Below are 12,255 nucleotides of genomic sequence, written 5' to 3' on the forward strand. Positions count from 1 at the left end.
GGTCCGTAGCACCAAAATGGCAATTGAATTAATGAACCAATGAACATTAAGATGAACGTAAAACAAAGAACTATTAAGGCACCTGTTTCCATCTCAGGTACCGGTTTACACACCGGCGAAAGCGTTACCATGACCTTTAATCCGGCGCCAGAAAAGCACGGTTATAAATTCCGGAGAGTGGATTTACCGGGTCAGCCTATCATCGATGCCGATTGTGATAACGTAACCGATACATCACGCGGTACCACCCTTACCCAAAACGGGGCAAGTGTAAGTACGGTTGAGCATGTGCTGGCTGCCTTAGTTGGTTTGGAGCTGGATAACGTGCTGATTGATATGAACGGGCCCGAGACCCCTATTATGGATGGCAGTTCTATCCAGTTTATTGATGCCATTGAAGCCATTGGTTTTACCGAACAGGATGCCGACCGGGAGTATTACCACATCCCATACAACATTCACTATTCTGAACCGGACCGCAAAGTTGAAATGGTGGCCATGCCTTTAGATGCCGATTATCGTTTTACCTGTATGGTTGATTATAATTCGCAGGTGCTGGGCAGCCAGCATGCTACCATATCAACCATTGGCGAGTTTAAAAAAGAAATAGCATCGAGCCGTACCTTTTGCTTTTTGCACGAGTTAGAAGCATTGCTTAAGCATGACCTGATCAAAGGCGGCGATTTAAATAACGCGATTGTAGTAGTTGATAAGAAGGTTGATGAAGCAGAGCTGGCGCACCTGGCTAAACTATTTAACCGTAAGGATATCAGCGTAGCACCGCAAGGGATATTGAACAATATCGAGCTGCGCCACCAGAACGAACCAGCCCGCCATAAACTGCTGGATATGATTGGTGACCTGGCGCTGGTTGGTGTACCCTTAAAAGGGCACATTATGGCAGCAAGGCCGGGCCATGCAGCAAACGTTGCCTTTGCTAAAAAGATTAAAACACTCATCAAGAAAGAGCGGAGCCGCAAGCACGTTAAAGTGTACGATCCCAACATGACACCGGTATATGATACTGTTCAAATTATGAACATATTGCCGCACCGCCCGCCAATGCTGCTGGTTGATAAGATCCTCGAGCTCACCAAAACACACGTGGTAGGTTTAAAGGCAGTTACCATGAATGAGCCATTTTTTGTGGGCCATTTCCCCGGCGCACCGGTAATGCCAGGAGTTTTGCAGATAGAGGCCATGGCGCAAACGGGCGGTATTTTGGTGCTGAACACTGTGCCCGACCCTGAAAATTGGCTAACGCTGTTCCTGAAAATAGAAAATGCAAGGTTTAAAGATAAGGTATTGCCCGGCGATACGTTAATATTCCGTTGTGACCTGGTTGCTCCTATCCGCCGTGGTATTGCCCAAATGAAGGGTATTGGTATGGTAGGAGAGAAGATAGTGGTAGAAGCCGAACTGATGGCGCAAATAGTTAGATATAAATAAGATGATACAACCCCTGGCATATATCCATCCGCAGGCCAAAATAGCCGACAATGTAGTTATTGAGCCTTTTGTTACCATCCATAAAGATGTAGAAATTGGTGAGGGCACGTGGGTGGGGTCCAACTCGGTAATTATGGATGGTGCCCGTATTGGCAAAAATTGCCGTATATTCCCTGGGGCGGTTGTATCTGCACCACCGCAGGATCTGAAGTATAAAGGCGAAGCCAGCACTGTTACCATAGGCGATAATACCGTTATCCGCGAATGCGTTACCCTTAACCGCGGTACCGCCTTAGACAAAAATACTACGACCATTGGTAACAATTGCCTGCTGATGGCTTATGTGCACGTGGCTCATGATTGCGTTATTGGCGATAACGTGATCATAGCCAACTCGGTGCAGCTGGCCGGGCACATCAATGTTTACGACCACGCTTTTATCGGCGGTACATCTGCCGTACATCAGTTTGTTGAAATTGGTGCTCATAGTATGATCTCCGGCGGGTCGCTGGTGCGTAAAGATGTTCCGCCATTCACCAAGGCTGGCCGCGAGCCGCTTTCTTACATCGGGATCAACTCGGTAGGTTTGCGCAGGAGGGGTTTCTCAGCCACTACCATCAACGAGATCCAGGAGATTTACCGCATCATCTTCCTCAAAAAATATAATGTTACCAAAGCCCTTGATATCATAGAGGCCGAATTTAACCCAACAGTGGAGCGCGACGAGATCATTAATTTTGTGCAAAATTCACAAAGAGGTATTATGAAAGGATTTGGGGCTTTATAAGGTTTCGGAATCGGAATTTAAAGAATTTTAGAATGAGCAGAATGTTCTTCACCAACCTTCCTGTCAGACATTAAATCTTACCGTATTAAGCATAAGCAAAAAGTCTTTACGCGCTCATTCATTGAACTATTATTCTGAAAATCCTTTAATTCTGAAAATTCTGATTCCGATAGACAAATGAAAATCTCCCTTCAAAATATTGGGCGCCGCTTTAACCGGGAATGGATCTTTAAGGGGGTTGATTATACTTTCGAAAATAAAGATAGCTACGCCATACTGGGATCTAACGGGTCGGGAAAATCTACTTTACTGCAGGTGCTGAACGGCAGCCTGGCCCCATCAACCGGAGACCTGGGCTATACTTATGAAGATAAAAAAGTAGAGCCAGAGGGCGTTTTCACGTACCTCAGCCTGGCCGCACCATACCTGGAACTGATTGAGGAGTTCAGCCTGGCAGAGATCATCGATTTTCATTTCAAATTCAAGCTTTATAGAGCCGGTTTGGATAAAGCAGCCATCATAGCAATGCTGAACTTGCCGGGCAGCCCTAATAAGCTGATTAAGTATTTTTCATCCGGCATGAAACAGCGGTTAAAGCTGGCACTTGCCTTTTGCTCGGACACGCCTATGCTGATGCTCGATGAACCTACCTCCAACCTGGATACACAGGGCATCGACTGGTACCTCAGCCTGATTGAAAAATATAGTGCCGACCGCTTAACTATCGTATGCTCCAACCAGGAGCACGAGTACAGCTTTTGTAAGCACAGGTTGAGTATAGCAGATTACAAAGTGTAGCTTGCCAAATTTCAGATCCGGGGCAGCTTCACGCTCGGTCAATCTCAAATCTCCTTTCTCAAATCTCACATCTAATAATTATTTTTGTCACCTCAATTGTAAAATTTATGGCAAAGGCATCTGAAATAAAGAATGGCAATATCCTGCGATTTAATGGCGAACTGGTACAGGTAGAAGACTTTTTACACCGCACACCCGGCAACCTGCGCGCGTTTTACCAGGCCAGGATGCGTAACGTGAGATCGGGCAAATTAGTAGAGTACCGTTTTCGTACGGATGAAGAGGTGGATATTCGCCGTGTAGAAACCAGCGACTATCAATATTTATATGAAGACGGCGATTCATTGGTGATTATGGATAATGCCACTTTCGATCAGCATAATGTGCCTAAGTTTTTATTTGGCAGTGCGGTTAAATTCCTGAAAGAGGGGGCAAATGTGGTGGTAGCTTTTGAGAGCGACGAACCTATTATGGGTTCTGTTCCGGGTTCTGCCGAGTTAGAGATCACCTATACGGAACCAGCCGTAAAAGGCGATACCTCAACCGGCGCACAAAAGAATGCAACTGTGGAAACCGGTGCAGAGATCCGCGTGCCATTGTTTATCAATATTGGCGATAAAGTAAAGGTTGATACCGCTACCGGCACCTATGTAGAACGCGTGAAAGGGTAGGCGAAGCCGCCAGGAAATTTCAAACTTGATTCACCGAAAGTACATCTGGCATACCTACGGCATGCGAATATAGACGTTTTAATTGCCTGCCGACCTGTTGCACCTATAGGCGCAAATTGAAAATTGCTTAACTAAACAACATTGATGCCCGGATACTAATCGGCCAAATCAATCGTTGCAAGCAAGTCTACGTTTGGATCGAACACCACATCATCCGAACTGGCGCCTAATTTAATGCTTGTTTCCCTTTCTGTTACCTGGATTAGCCCGGGACGTCCTTCAATCGTAAACGCTAACGGAAATTCATAAAGCGCATCTTGTTTTTGTATGATCTTCAGTGCTATGGTTTTTGATGCCTTATCAAAAGTTTTCTCAATCTTTAAAACAGGGTGTCCTGCTGTATAGAGCCATTGTTTAAAAAATTGTTTAAGGTCGGTGCGGCTGGTTTGCTCCATCACCAGTTTCAGGTCATCGGTATGGGCATTTTTGCCGTTGTATTTGGCAAAATAAGCGCGGATACCCATCCAGAATAACTCATCTCCCAACTTTCGGCTTAGCATGTGCAAAACCCAGCCGCCTTTTTGATAGCTGTTGGCATTTAGCAGCTGCATGTAATTACCCGTTACCGCGGTATCAACAATAGGGGTGAGGCGTTTCTGTTCAAACGCTATCACCTGTTTACGGTCGGCAGCCAGGCGGGTTTTCAGCGTATCGGCACCATATTTATTTTCGAGGTACAGGTTAGTCATATAAGTGGCGAAGCCTTCGCTGAGCCACAAATTGGCCCAGCTTTTTTCGCTGGCGGCATCGCCGAACCATTGGTGGGCTATCTCGTGCGCCATCAGCTCCTCTATCCCTTTGCTATTTACCGATTCTTCAAAATAGAAGATGGCACTGGCATTCTCCATGCCCCCGAAAATAGTTTTAGACTGCACATTAGCCAGTTTCTCATAAGCAAACGGACCCACATGATTGATGAAATAGGGTAGGATCTCTTTGGCAACAGCATAGCTTTTAAAGCCGGTTGCCTTATCTTCCGGAAACACATAGGTATAAACCGGAATGCCATTTACATTTCCGGTATGGTCGATCACAAAATCGGCCACGCCGATAACCATCACCTTGGTAGAGATCTGTGCCGATTCGTTCCAGTGGGTGAGTTTGAGGTGCCTGGGCAGTTGCTGCTCTTTTTGCTTTAAACCATTGGCTACAACATTATAATGATCCGGTGCGGTTACCATAAATTCAACGGTAGCTTTATCTGCTGGATGATCTACACAGGGCAGCCAGTTTTGGGCACGATTGGGCCAGTTATCGCCAAAAAACGTGCGGTGCTTGTAATTATTGGTAGAGATGATGAGGCCATCGGCAGGGACGCCATTATATTTTATTATATAGGTATGCGTGCTGTTGAGTTTACCACCCCTGTTGATAACCAGGGTAATACTATCCTGCCTAAATTTAAGGGGTTTGCCCAGCTCTGTTACCGAAGTAACCAGCATGCCTTTTCCGGTGGCATTCTTTTTTACCAGGTTTAAATAAAAACTCCCAGAGGGCTTTAAAAACTTAACAGTTACCGCGGCATGCCCTTTAATGGCGTTATTGTTATCGTTTACCTGCAATGCGAATTTATAATGCTGGACATCTATAACTGCGTCCGGCTGCTGAGCTACCGTGATTTGATTAAAAGCGATTAACAGACAAGAAAGGGCATAATAAAATGGACGCATAGCTCAAATGATTTTCTGACTAAATTAACAAATTTGGTTTCCCGGAACGTCAAATTCCACAAGGCGATTCATCGTTAAATATCTAACTTCTTTTAGGATGACGCCGTTTTAATGGTGTTCCATCAATTTGTTCCAAGTCGCTAAAAGGTGTTCCACCGAAAAATGCATATAATTGAAAATCAATTATAAAGGTGTTTCAGGGTGTTTCATCAAAATTATATAATGCCTTGATAATCAGATTTAATGCTATTTCGGGTGTTCCACATTTTCGAAGTGGAACACGGGGCCTAAAATTCCAGCTCCAGTAATACCGGGCAATGATCTGAGTGCTTTGCTTCCGGCAGGATAGCGGCGCGTTTGATATTGCCCTCCAGCTCTTTGCTCACCATGGCGTAATCGATGCGCCAGCCCAAATTCTTGCCGCGGGCACCCGAGCGGAAACTCCACCAGGTATAGTTGTGCGGCTCTTTATTTAAATGCCGGAAAGCATCCACAAACCCCGACTCGATAAAGTTCTCCATCCATTCGCGTTCCTCGGGCAAAAACCCGGAGGAATTGGCATTTGATTTTGGGTTGTGAATGTCGATGGCCTGGTGGCATATATTGTAATCACCGCAAACCACCAGGTTGGGATGGTCCACTTTTAGCAGGGTGAGGTATTTACCAAATTCATCCAGGAACCGGTACTTGAAGATCTGCCGTTCATCGCCGCTGGAGCCCGATGGAAAGTAAACACTCATCACCGATACCTCGTCAAAATCAACCCGGATACAGCGGCCCTCGCGGTCAAAATCCGGAATACCGCAGCCATACTCCACATGGTTGGGCAGGATCTTACTAAAGATAGCTGTTCCGCTATATCCTTTCTTTTCTGCCGGGAACCAAAAATGCTGGTAACCCAAAGCATCTATCAAACCAAGGTCGGTTAATACATCAGGCGTTGCCTTAATCTCCTGCAGGCATACCACATCTGCATCAGTAGCCTGCAGCCAGGCCAGCCAGTCTTTACTAATCGCCGATCGAATTCCGTTAACGTTATAAGTAATAATTTTCATAAGGCTTGGCTCCCGGCCCCGTAAAGGGGGAGTAATAGTTAAATTATAGGCAAATATATAAATTTGCCGGTCAAAGGCTCCCCCTTCAGGGGGTTGGGGGGCTCGGCATCAGGATTTTATCCAGTTGCTTACACGCTCCTTTACTTAGCAATGCTACCGTCATCGGCACATTGGCTGTTGGCCTGTCGCGTTCGTCTTTTTTAACGGCGGCTATGCGGTCAACCATATCCAGCCCGCTTACAACTTCGCCATATACCGTATAGTTTTGGTCAAGGTGGGGTACGCCGCCAACAGTTGTATAGATATCTCGCTGCCAAGTTGGGATCTTGCGCCCCTTCAGCCGTGTCATTTCAAGGGTATCTAACTTACCCGGCGTAAAACGCTTGCCCTCTACCAGGTAAAACTGGCAGCCGCTGGATGCTTTTTGGGGGTTGTCGTCTCTCGCGGCGGCCAACACACCCCGTTTGTGGAACAGGCTGTCGCGAAACTCTGCCGGGATAGTATATTTAACATCGCCGTTGCCTAGTTCGGCACCGGGTTTTGCCTTGCTGGTATCCCGCGAATCCGGATCGCCGCCCTGGATCATGAAATTTTGGATTACGCGATGGAACAGTGTGCCATTGTAAAAACCCGATTTGGTGAGCTTGATAAAGTTGTCACGGTGCAGGGGCGTTTCGTTATACAGCCGGATGATCACACTGCCATAACTGGTGGTAATGCGCACATACTGATTTTTTGGTGGCTTGGCAAATGCCATGCTGACCACCAGCAGTAAAATACAAAGTGTAAAGATTTTCTTCATCTGGGTTGTGTAAAGTTTAAAAATACCGTAACGATTGAAAATTTGCTAGCGGTTAAGAAAAGCGTAAAATAAGTTAGTAAGCAAATTGGGAATGCTACCACCATTTTTTCCTTTCAAACCTTGGCGAATCTTTTATGCTTTCTTAATCAATAGCCATTTTCTTCAAAATAAGTAACTATCAGTGATTTTATCAGAAGCTCCTGTTCCAATATATTATAACTCGGGATGGTTTTGATGAGTTTCCAGTGCGGCCAGCCGTCCTGATCTTGCCCCTCCAGTTCGTAAAAGCCCATTTGACTAAAGAGTTTACAGTTCGCTATGTGCATCAACTCTTCCTTTTGCCGTTTATTAAATTTACGCGGTCCCTGGCCCAGCTCCTGTACCCCAATTAAAAATAACAGTACTTTGATATCCGGCTTTTCATTGTCAAAATCCGCGGCTATGCGATCCTGTAAGGCGGCGAACTTTAAATTAACTCCAGCTGGTTTCATAGCGGCAAATATACGTACCTAACCTTGTTTTAAATTCCACTGTTCGCACGCTATTAACAATATTGTTACGTTTTAAACATAACACTGGCTTTTTATTAATTAGCTTTGTAGAATATTGCAAAAACAATACTTGTAGTTGTGAAAAAAAGCATTTATCGTATAATTTCCTCGTGGGCATTGCTGCTATGCTTTGTCACAGGCCAGTATATGGTTTATGCCCATCAGCATAACCAGGTTAAGAACATTCATGCTTCCGCAAATCACGATTGTAAAAATTCGCAACACACCATTGTTAAAGAGAAATGCGAACTATGCGATAGTATGCATCACAGCGCGATGGAGCTTGCAAGTAATCCAACCTATCATGCCGCGCTGGTAGGCACCAATCGTATCTATAAACCTTCGGAATACAGTTTTACCAGTATCGCCCTCATCTTAGCTGCGGGGCGCGCTCCTCCTTTCGCTTCATAATAAGCTGTTTCAATTAACGCCGCATTCGTGGCACTTTATCGAATTTCAAATTATTATTATGAAACTAAAACTCATTAGTTGCTTCTTCTTGCTGTTTATTCAATTTGCGGCATTTGCCGATATTACTATTATAAAGGGAAAAGTTATCGATGCCAAAACCAACGAAACCTTGCCTGGTGCTGTTGTAAGTATTCCCGATCTTCATGTATCGGTAGGTACAAATGCCAATGGCGAGTTCATTTTACACTCTGTTCCTTCCCAGGGCCGGTACGTAATACAAGTAAGCTATATCGGTTATAAAACATTAACACAAACCATTGATTTTTCCTCGAACGCCCCCATGGTTTTTGCTTTGCAACCGAGCGTTATCGAAGCGCATGAAGTGGTCATAACCGGCACACCAATTACAGCCGGCAGCAAAAGCAACAGTACATCGGCCAGTGTGGTTAGCAAAGAGCAATTGCAGGGTACATCAACTAACCTGATCGACGCGTTGGCCAGGCAGGTTCCCGGTGTCAGCCAGATCTCAACCGGCCAGGGTATCTCTAAACCGGTTATTCGCGGTTTAAGTTACAATCGGGTAGTTACGCTAAGCGATGGCGTAAAACAGCAGGGGCAACAGTTTGGTGATGAGCATGGGATAGAAATTGACCAGAACCAGGCCGAACGTGTGGAGGTGCTCCGGGGCGCGGCATCCTTGCAATACGGATCTGATGCACTTGGGGGTGTGATCAACATTATCGAGCCATCATCGCCTGCCGAGGGTAATATAAAGGGGGAGGTGCTGAGCAGTTATTCTACTAACAGCGGCTTAGTTAACACATCGCTGATGCTTGCCGGTAATCAGGATGGTTTTGTATGGCGCGGTCGCGGATCTTATCAGAATGCACATTCATTCAACACGCCCGCGGGCTACTATCAAAACAGTGGGTTTAACCAAACTAATTTTAGCGGGATGCTGGGTGTCAACAAATCCTGGGGTTACTCGCATTTAAATTTCTCCTACTTTAAAGATAATATTGGTTTTTTTGATGCAGAACCGGGAGATGAGCTATACAGCACATCTACCAGCCGAACAATTGAATACCCTCGCCAGGATATCAGACACTACAAACTTGCATTGAATAATAACTTCATATTTCATGGCAGTTCATTAAAGCTTGATCTTGGTTTTCAAAAAAACCAGCGCCGCGAACTGGAGAGTACACCCGTGCCTTCATTGTTTTTTGATCTGAACACCTACTCATTGGATGCTAAATATTATATGAGGGAATTTAGCGGATGGCATCCTGTTATTGGCATAAGTGCCAGCCTGGGGCATAGTGTTAACCTTGGCGAAGAGCTGTTGGTGCCCGCCTATGACGAATACAGCACCGGCGCATTTGGCTTTATTAAAAAAGTGTGGGATAAAAACACCTTCAGCGCAGGTTTAAGGTTTGATTATATCCAAAATAAAGGTAAACAACAGTTTGTAGCTGGTGAGGAGGTATTCACGGGCTTTGATAACAAGTTTGGCAATATAAGCGGCGCGCTGGGTTATACCCACGAGTTTAACGATGCCTTAAGTTTTAAAGCTAATGCAGGTACCGCATTCCGCGCACCCAACCCGGCAGAACTTGGCTCAAATGGCGTGCACGAGGGAACATCGAGGTATGAAATTGGTTCGGGCAACCTTGCACCGGAGAGAAGCTACCAAGCTGATGCTACACTTGAATACGGTACCGGATTCGTAACAGGCAGCTTCGGCATTTATGAAAATTATATTCATAATTACATCTATGCTTCCAACACCAATAAAGAGCAAATAACTGTTACCGATCCGGCAACCGGTTTACCGCGAGGATATGATGCTTACCGCTATGGCCAGGTAAACGCTAATCTTTACGGTTTTGAAGGTAATTTAACGCTGCACCCGGTATCATTCCTGCATTTTGAAAATACCTTTAGCTATACCAGGGCACAAAATCAATCTTTCGACAAGCCTTTGCCGCTAATACCGGCGGGGGTATTGCATAATACCCTTCGTTTTGAGCCGAAGATTAAAGGGATAAAAGATTTTTACATATCCGCGGGACTGGATAATTACTTTAAACAAACCCGCATTGATGCAACGTTTGAAACACCAGCCGATGCTTATACGCTAATTAACGCTGGCATAGGCGCAACGTTTAAAATAGGTGCCCAGCCGCTTAAGGTTTATATCGCCGGAGCCAACTTAACCAACAAACGTTACTACGATGCGCTGAGCCGTTTAAGGCCGGGCCGTTACAGCCAGGAAGACCCAACCTTTGGAGTTTATAACCCGGGTAGGAACATAACCTTTGGGTTTTATTTGCCCTTTGGGACAAATAAATAGTTGAGACTTTAATACGCGAACTATAAGGCGCGAATTTAAGACGCGAAGTATCGCGTCTCTACATTGGAAATCTTTGTAGAGGCGCGATACTTCGCGTCTATTTTACAGGACCTGTTTAGCGATGAGTTCCTCTCTTAATTGCTCCGGGGATGTAAAGTGGATACAATTGATACCCATTTTTTCAGCAGCTAATATGTTGCGGTAATTATCATCGATGAACAAAGATTGCTGCGGAATTACATGATACCTGTCCAGCAGGATCTGGTAGAATTCCGGTGCCGGTTTACGCATTTTTTCTGCTCCCGATACCACAACACCATCAAACCAATTTAAAAAGTCAAACCGCTCCTGTGCCAACGGAAAAGTTTCCGCAGACCAGTTGGTGAGCGCATAGATCTTGTATTTACCACTCGCTTTTAACTCTTTAAAGATCTCCACCGATCCCTCGAAAGCATCCCCAAGCATTTCTATCCACCTGCCATAAAATGCACGGATGTGCGCCTCATGCTGCGGGTGCTGTTTAACCAGCAGTTCGGTACCTTCCTTAAGCGAGCGACCTGCATCCTGTTCCTCGTTCCAGTCGGAAGTTGTAATGTTGTTGAGAAAGTCGCGCATTTCCTGCTCATCGTCAAAAAGCGTACGGTACATGTAATCGGGGTTCCAGTCGATAAGTACTGCCCCAAGGTCGAATATGATTGTGTTGATCATGATATTTTTAGCTAATTAAGTGCTTTTAATTAAATACTCATTTAGTATATTTAAATAAATTTAAGGATATGCTAACTAGAGATGATGTTTTAAAGACAGTGAGTGATTTGCCGTTGGAGTTTAGCTTTGATGATATTGTTGACAGGCTGTTATTGTTAGATAAGATAGATTTAGGCGTCGAACAATCTGATAACGATGAAACAGTATCAACACCAACGGCTCAAATACAGTTGTCTAAATGGTTAAAGTAAATTGGACTAAGCAAGCTATAAATGATATTGATAAAATTGCCGAGTTTATTGCTAAAGATTCCGACCACTACGCTAAAGTACAAGTGAAAAGATTTTTTGATAGCGTGAAAATATTAGAGCGACACCCTTCTTCAGGGAAAATAGTTGCTGAAAAAGCAGACGATTCAATAAGAGAACTTCAGCAAGGCAATTATAGGATAATCTACCGTATTGTATCAACATTTCACGTTGACATTATAACCGTTCACCATAGCAAGCGCCTCTTGTCCAGTAATCCCAATTTAAAGTAAAATACTATTTCTTTTTGGTTTTTCGTTCGTAGTTTTTCTCTGTAACCTTTACATCAGTTACTACCGAATCTTTATTAAGATACAGCACCAGGTTCTTAGCGTATAGGGTATCTATGCCATCCATTTTCCGGGTGATCTCGTAAGAAAAACTCCTGTCGGTATGGCTGTTGCGTTGCGGGTAATGCAGCAGGTTTATTGCCTGTTTATAGGTGAGGCCTTTCAGTTTATGATTAGCCATCAGATCATCCACCATCATATAACGCTTAGGGAAATCGATGCCATCGCCATCATCCCATCCCCAGCGGTCAAAAGGTTTTTTGTTGCTGCAGCCAGCCAGGCTAACCAATGCCAGCACCATTACAGCCAGGAAACGTGCATTACTGCGTTTAATCATGC

The 12,255-nt window shown here is 44.8% G+C and carries 14 protein-coding genes; 8 read left to right on the forward strand and 6 right to left on the reverse strand.

From position 1 onward, the window contains the following. Positions 1-39 precede the first annotated feature (39 nt). The 4 genes from A0256_05940 (at position 40) to A0256_05955 (ending at position 3,705) form a co-directional block, all read left to right on the forward strand. Positions 40-1,449 carry a UDP-3-O-[3-hydroxymyristoyl] N-acetylglucosamine deacetylase gene (locus tag A0256_05940; GenBank protein ID AMR30995.1) on the forward strand — a complete coding sequence of 470 codons (1,410 nt, stop codon included), beginning with the start codon at positions 40-42 and terminating at the stop codon, positions 1,447-1,449. A gap of 1 nt (position 1,450) precedes the next feature. Beyond that, positions 1,451-2,236, forward strand: a complete 786-nt coding sequence (locus A0256_05945) for an acyl-[acyl-carrier-protein]--UDP-N-acetylglucosamine O-acyltransferase (protein ID AMR30996.1) — start codon at positions 1,451-1,453, stop codon at positions 2,234-2,236. A 177-nt stretch (positions 2,237-2,413) separates the two neighbouring features. Next, entirely contained in the window at positions 2,414-3,034 is a 621-nt protein-coding gene (locus A0256_05950) for an ABC transporter ATP-binding protein (protein AMR30997.1), read from the forward strand. A 107-nt stretch (positions 3,035-3,141) separates the two neighbouring features. Beyond that, positions 3,142-3,705: an elongation factor P gene (locus A0256_05955; protein AMR30998.1), complete on the forward strand. Its 564-nt coding sequence runs from the start codon at positions 3,142-3,144 to the stop codon at positions 3,703-3,705. Positions 3,706-3,860: 155 nt separating this feature from the next. On the opposite strand, the gene A0256_05960 is transcribed toward A0256_05955, so the two are convergent. The 4 genes from A0256_05960 to A0256_05975 form a co-directional block, all read right to left on the reverse strand. Further along, the gene (locus A0256_05960; GenBank protein AMR30999.1) at positions 3,861-5,435 is read right to left on the reverse strand and encodes a peptidase M1; all 1,575 of its coding nucleotides are present in this window, start codon (positions 5,433-5,435) and stop codon (positions 3,861-3,863) included. A gap of 287 nt (positions 5,436-5,722) precedes the next feature. Then, positions 5,723-6,490: an exodeoxyribonuclease III gene (locus A0256_05965; protein ID AMR31000.1), complete on the reverse strand. Its 768-nt coding sequence runs from the start codon at positions 6,488-6,490 to the stop codon at positions 5,723-5,725. Between the two features lie 85 nt (positions 6,491-6,575). After that, positions 6,576-7,292 carry a peptidylprolyl isomerase gene (locus tag A0256_05970; protein AMR31001.1) on the reverse strand — a complete coding sequence of 239 codons (717 nt, stop codon included), beginning with the start codon at positions 7,290-7,292 and terminating at the stop codon, positions 6,576-6,578. Positions 7,293-7,438: 146 nt separating this feature from the next. Then, positions 7,439-7,783: a hypothetical protein gene (locus A0256_05975; GenBank protein ID AMR31002.1), complete on the reverse strand. Its 345-nt coding sequence runs from the start codon at positions 7,781-7,783 to the stop codon at positions 7,439-7,441. A gap of 207 nt (positions 7,784-7,990) precedes the next feature. Between A0256_05975 and A0256_05980 the strand changes: the two genes are divergently transcribed. Further along, positions 7,991-8,254 (forward strand): hypothetical protein, encoded by a 264-nt coding sequence (locus A0256_05980; GenBank protein ID AMR31003.1) that lies wholly within the window; start codon positions 7,991-7,993, stop codon positions 8,252-8,254. A gap of 58 nt (positions 8,255-8,312) precedes the next feature. Further along, positions 8,313-10,610 carry an energy transducer TonB gene (locus A0256_05985; GenBank protein AMR31004.1) on the forward strand — a complete coding sequence of 766 codons (2,298 nt, stop codon included), beginning with the start codon at positions 8,313-8,315 and terminating at the stop codon, positions 10,608-10,610. Positions 10,611-10,712: 102 nt separating this feature from the next. Here A0256_05985 and A0256_05990 read toward each other — a convergent pair whose 3' ends face one another. Further along, on the reverse strand, positions 10,713-11,318 hold the full coding sequence (locus A0256_05990; GenBank protein ID AMR31005.1) for an HAD family hydrolase: 606 nt from the start codon (positions 11,316-11,318) through the stop codon (positions 10,713-10,715). 68 nt (positions 11,319-11,386) lie between these two features. On the opposite strand from A0256_05990, the gene A0256_05995 reads away from it, so the two are divergent. Both A0256_05995 and A0256_06000 read left to right on the forward strand, forming a co-directional pair. After that, on the forward strand, positions 11,387-11,569 hold the full coding sequence (locus A0256_05995) for a hypothetical protein (GenBank protein AMR31006.1): 183 nt from the start codon (positions 11,387-11,389) through the stop codon (positions 11,567-11,569). Next, on the forward strand, positions 11,557-11,859 hold the full coding sequence (locus A0256_06000; GenBank protein ID AMR31007.1) for a plasmid stabilization protein: 303 nt from the start codon (positions 11,557-11,559) through the stop codon (positions 11,857-11,859). Before A0256_05995 ends, A0256_06000 begins: the two co-directional genes overlap by 13 nt. A 4-nt stretch (positions 11,860-11,863) precedes the next feature. Here A0256_06000 and A0256_06005 read toward each other — a convergent pair whose 3' ends face one another. Next, positions 11,864-12,253: a hypothetical protein gene (locus A0256_06005; GenBank protein AMR31008.1), complete on the reverse strand. Its 390-nt coding sequence runs from the start codon at positions 12,251-12,253 to the stop codon at positions 11,864-11,866. Positions 12,254-12,255 lie beyond the last annotated feature (2 nt).

Source organism: Mucilaginibacter sp. PAMC 26640, from assembly GCA_001596135.1.
Taxonomy (GTDB): Bacteria; Bacteroidota; Bacteroidia; order Sphingobacteriales; family Sphingobacteriaceae; genus Mucilaginibacter.

What these genes read in the sequence shown, in the direction of transcription:
- A0256_05940 (AMR30995.1), top strand. Translation starts at nt 40, where the DNA reads ATGAACATTAAGATGAACGTAAAACAAAGAACTATTAAGGCACCTGTT.
- A0256_05945 (AMR30996.1), top strand. Translation starts at nt 1,451, where the DNA reads ATGATACAACCCCTGGCATATATCCATCCGCAGGCCAAAATAGCCGAC.
- A0256_05950 (AMR30997.1), top strand. Translation starts at nt 2,414, where the DNA reads ATGAAAATCTCCCTTCAAAATATTGGGCGCCGCTTTAACCGGGAATGG.
- A0256_05955 (AMR30998.1), top strand. Translation starts at nt 3,142, where the DNA reads ATGGCAAAGGCATCTGAAATAAAGAATGGCAATATCCTGCGATTTAAT.
- A0256_05960 (AMR30999.1), bottom strand. Translation starts at nt 5,435, where the DNA reads ATGCGTCCATTTTATTATGCCCTTTCTTGTCTGTTAATCGCTTTTAAT.
- A0256_05965 (AMR31000.1), bottom strand. Translation starts at nt 6,490, where the DNA reads ATGAAAATTATTACTTATAACGTTAACGGAATTCGATCGGCGATTAGT.
- A0256_05970 (AMR31001.1), bottom strand. Translation starts at nt 7,292, where the DNA reads ATGAAGAAAATCTTTACACTTTGTATTTTACTGCTGGTGGTCAGCATG.
- A0256_05975 (AMR31002.1), bottom strand. Translation starts at nt 7,783, where the DNA reads ATGAAACCAGCTGGAGTTAATTTAAAGTTCGCCGCCTTACAGGATCGC.
- A0256_05980 (AMR31003.1), top strand. Translation starts at nt 7,991, where the DNA reads ATGGTTTATGCCCATCAGCATAACCAGGTTAAGAACATTCATGCTTCC.
- A0256_05985 (AMR31004.1), top strand. Translation starts at nt 8,313, where the DNA reads ATGAAACTAAAACTCATTAGTTGCTTCTTCTTGCTGTTTATTCAATTT.
- A0256_05990 (AMR31005.1), bottom strand. Translation starts at nt 11,318, where the DNA reads ATGATCAACACAATCATATTCGACCTTGGGGCAGTACTTATCGACTGG.
- A0256_05995 (AMR31006.1), top strand. Translation starts at nt 11,387, where the DNA reads ATGCTAACTAGAGATGATGTTTTAAAGACAGTGAGTGATTTGCCGTTG.
- A0256_06000 (AMR31007.1), top strand. Translation starts at nt 11,557, where the DNA reads ATGGTTAAAGTAAATTGGACTAAGCAAGCTATAAATGATATTGATAAA.
- A0256_06005 (AMR31008.1), bottom strand. Translation starts at nt 12,253, where the DNA reads ATGATTAAACGCAGTAATGCACGTTTCCTGGCTGTAATGGTGCTGGCA.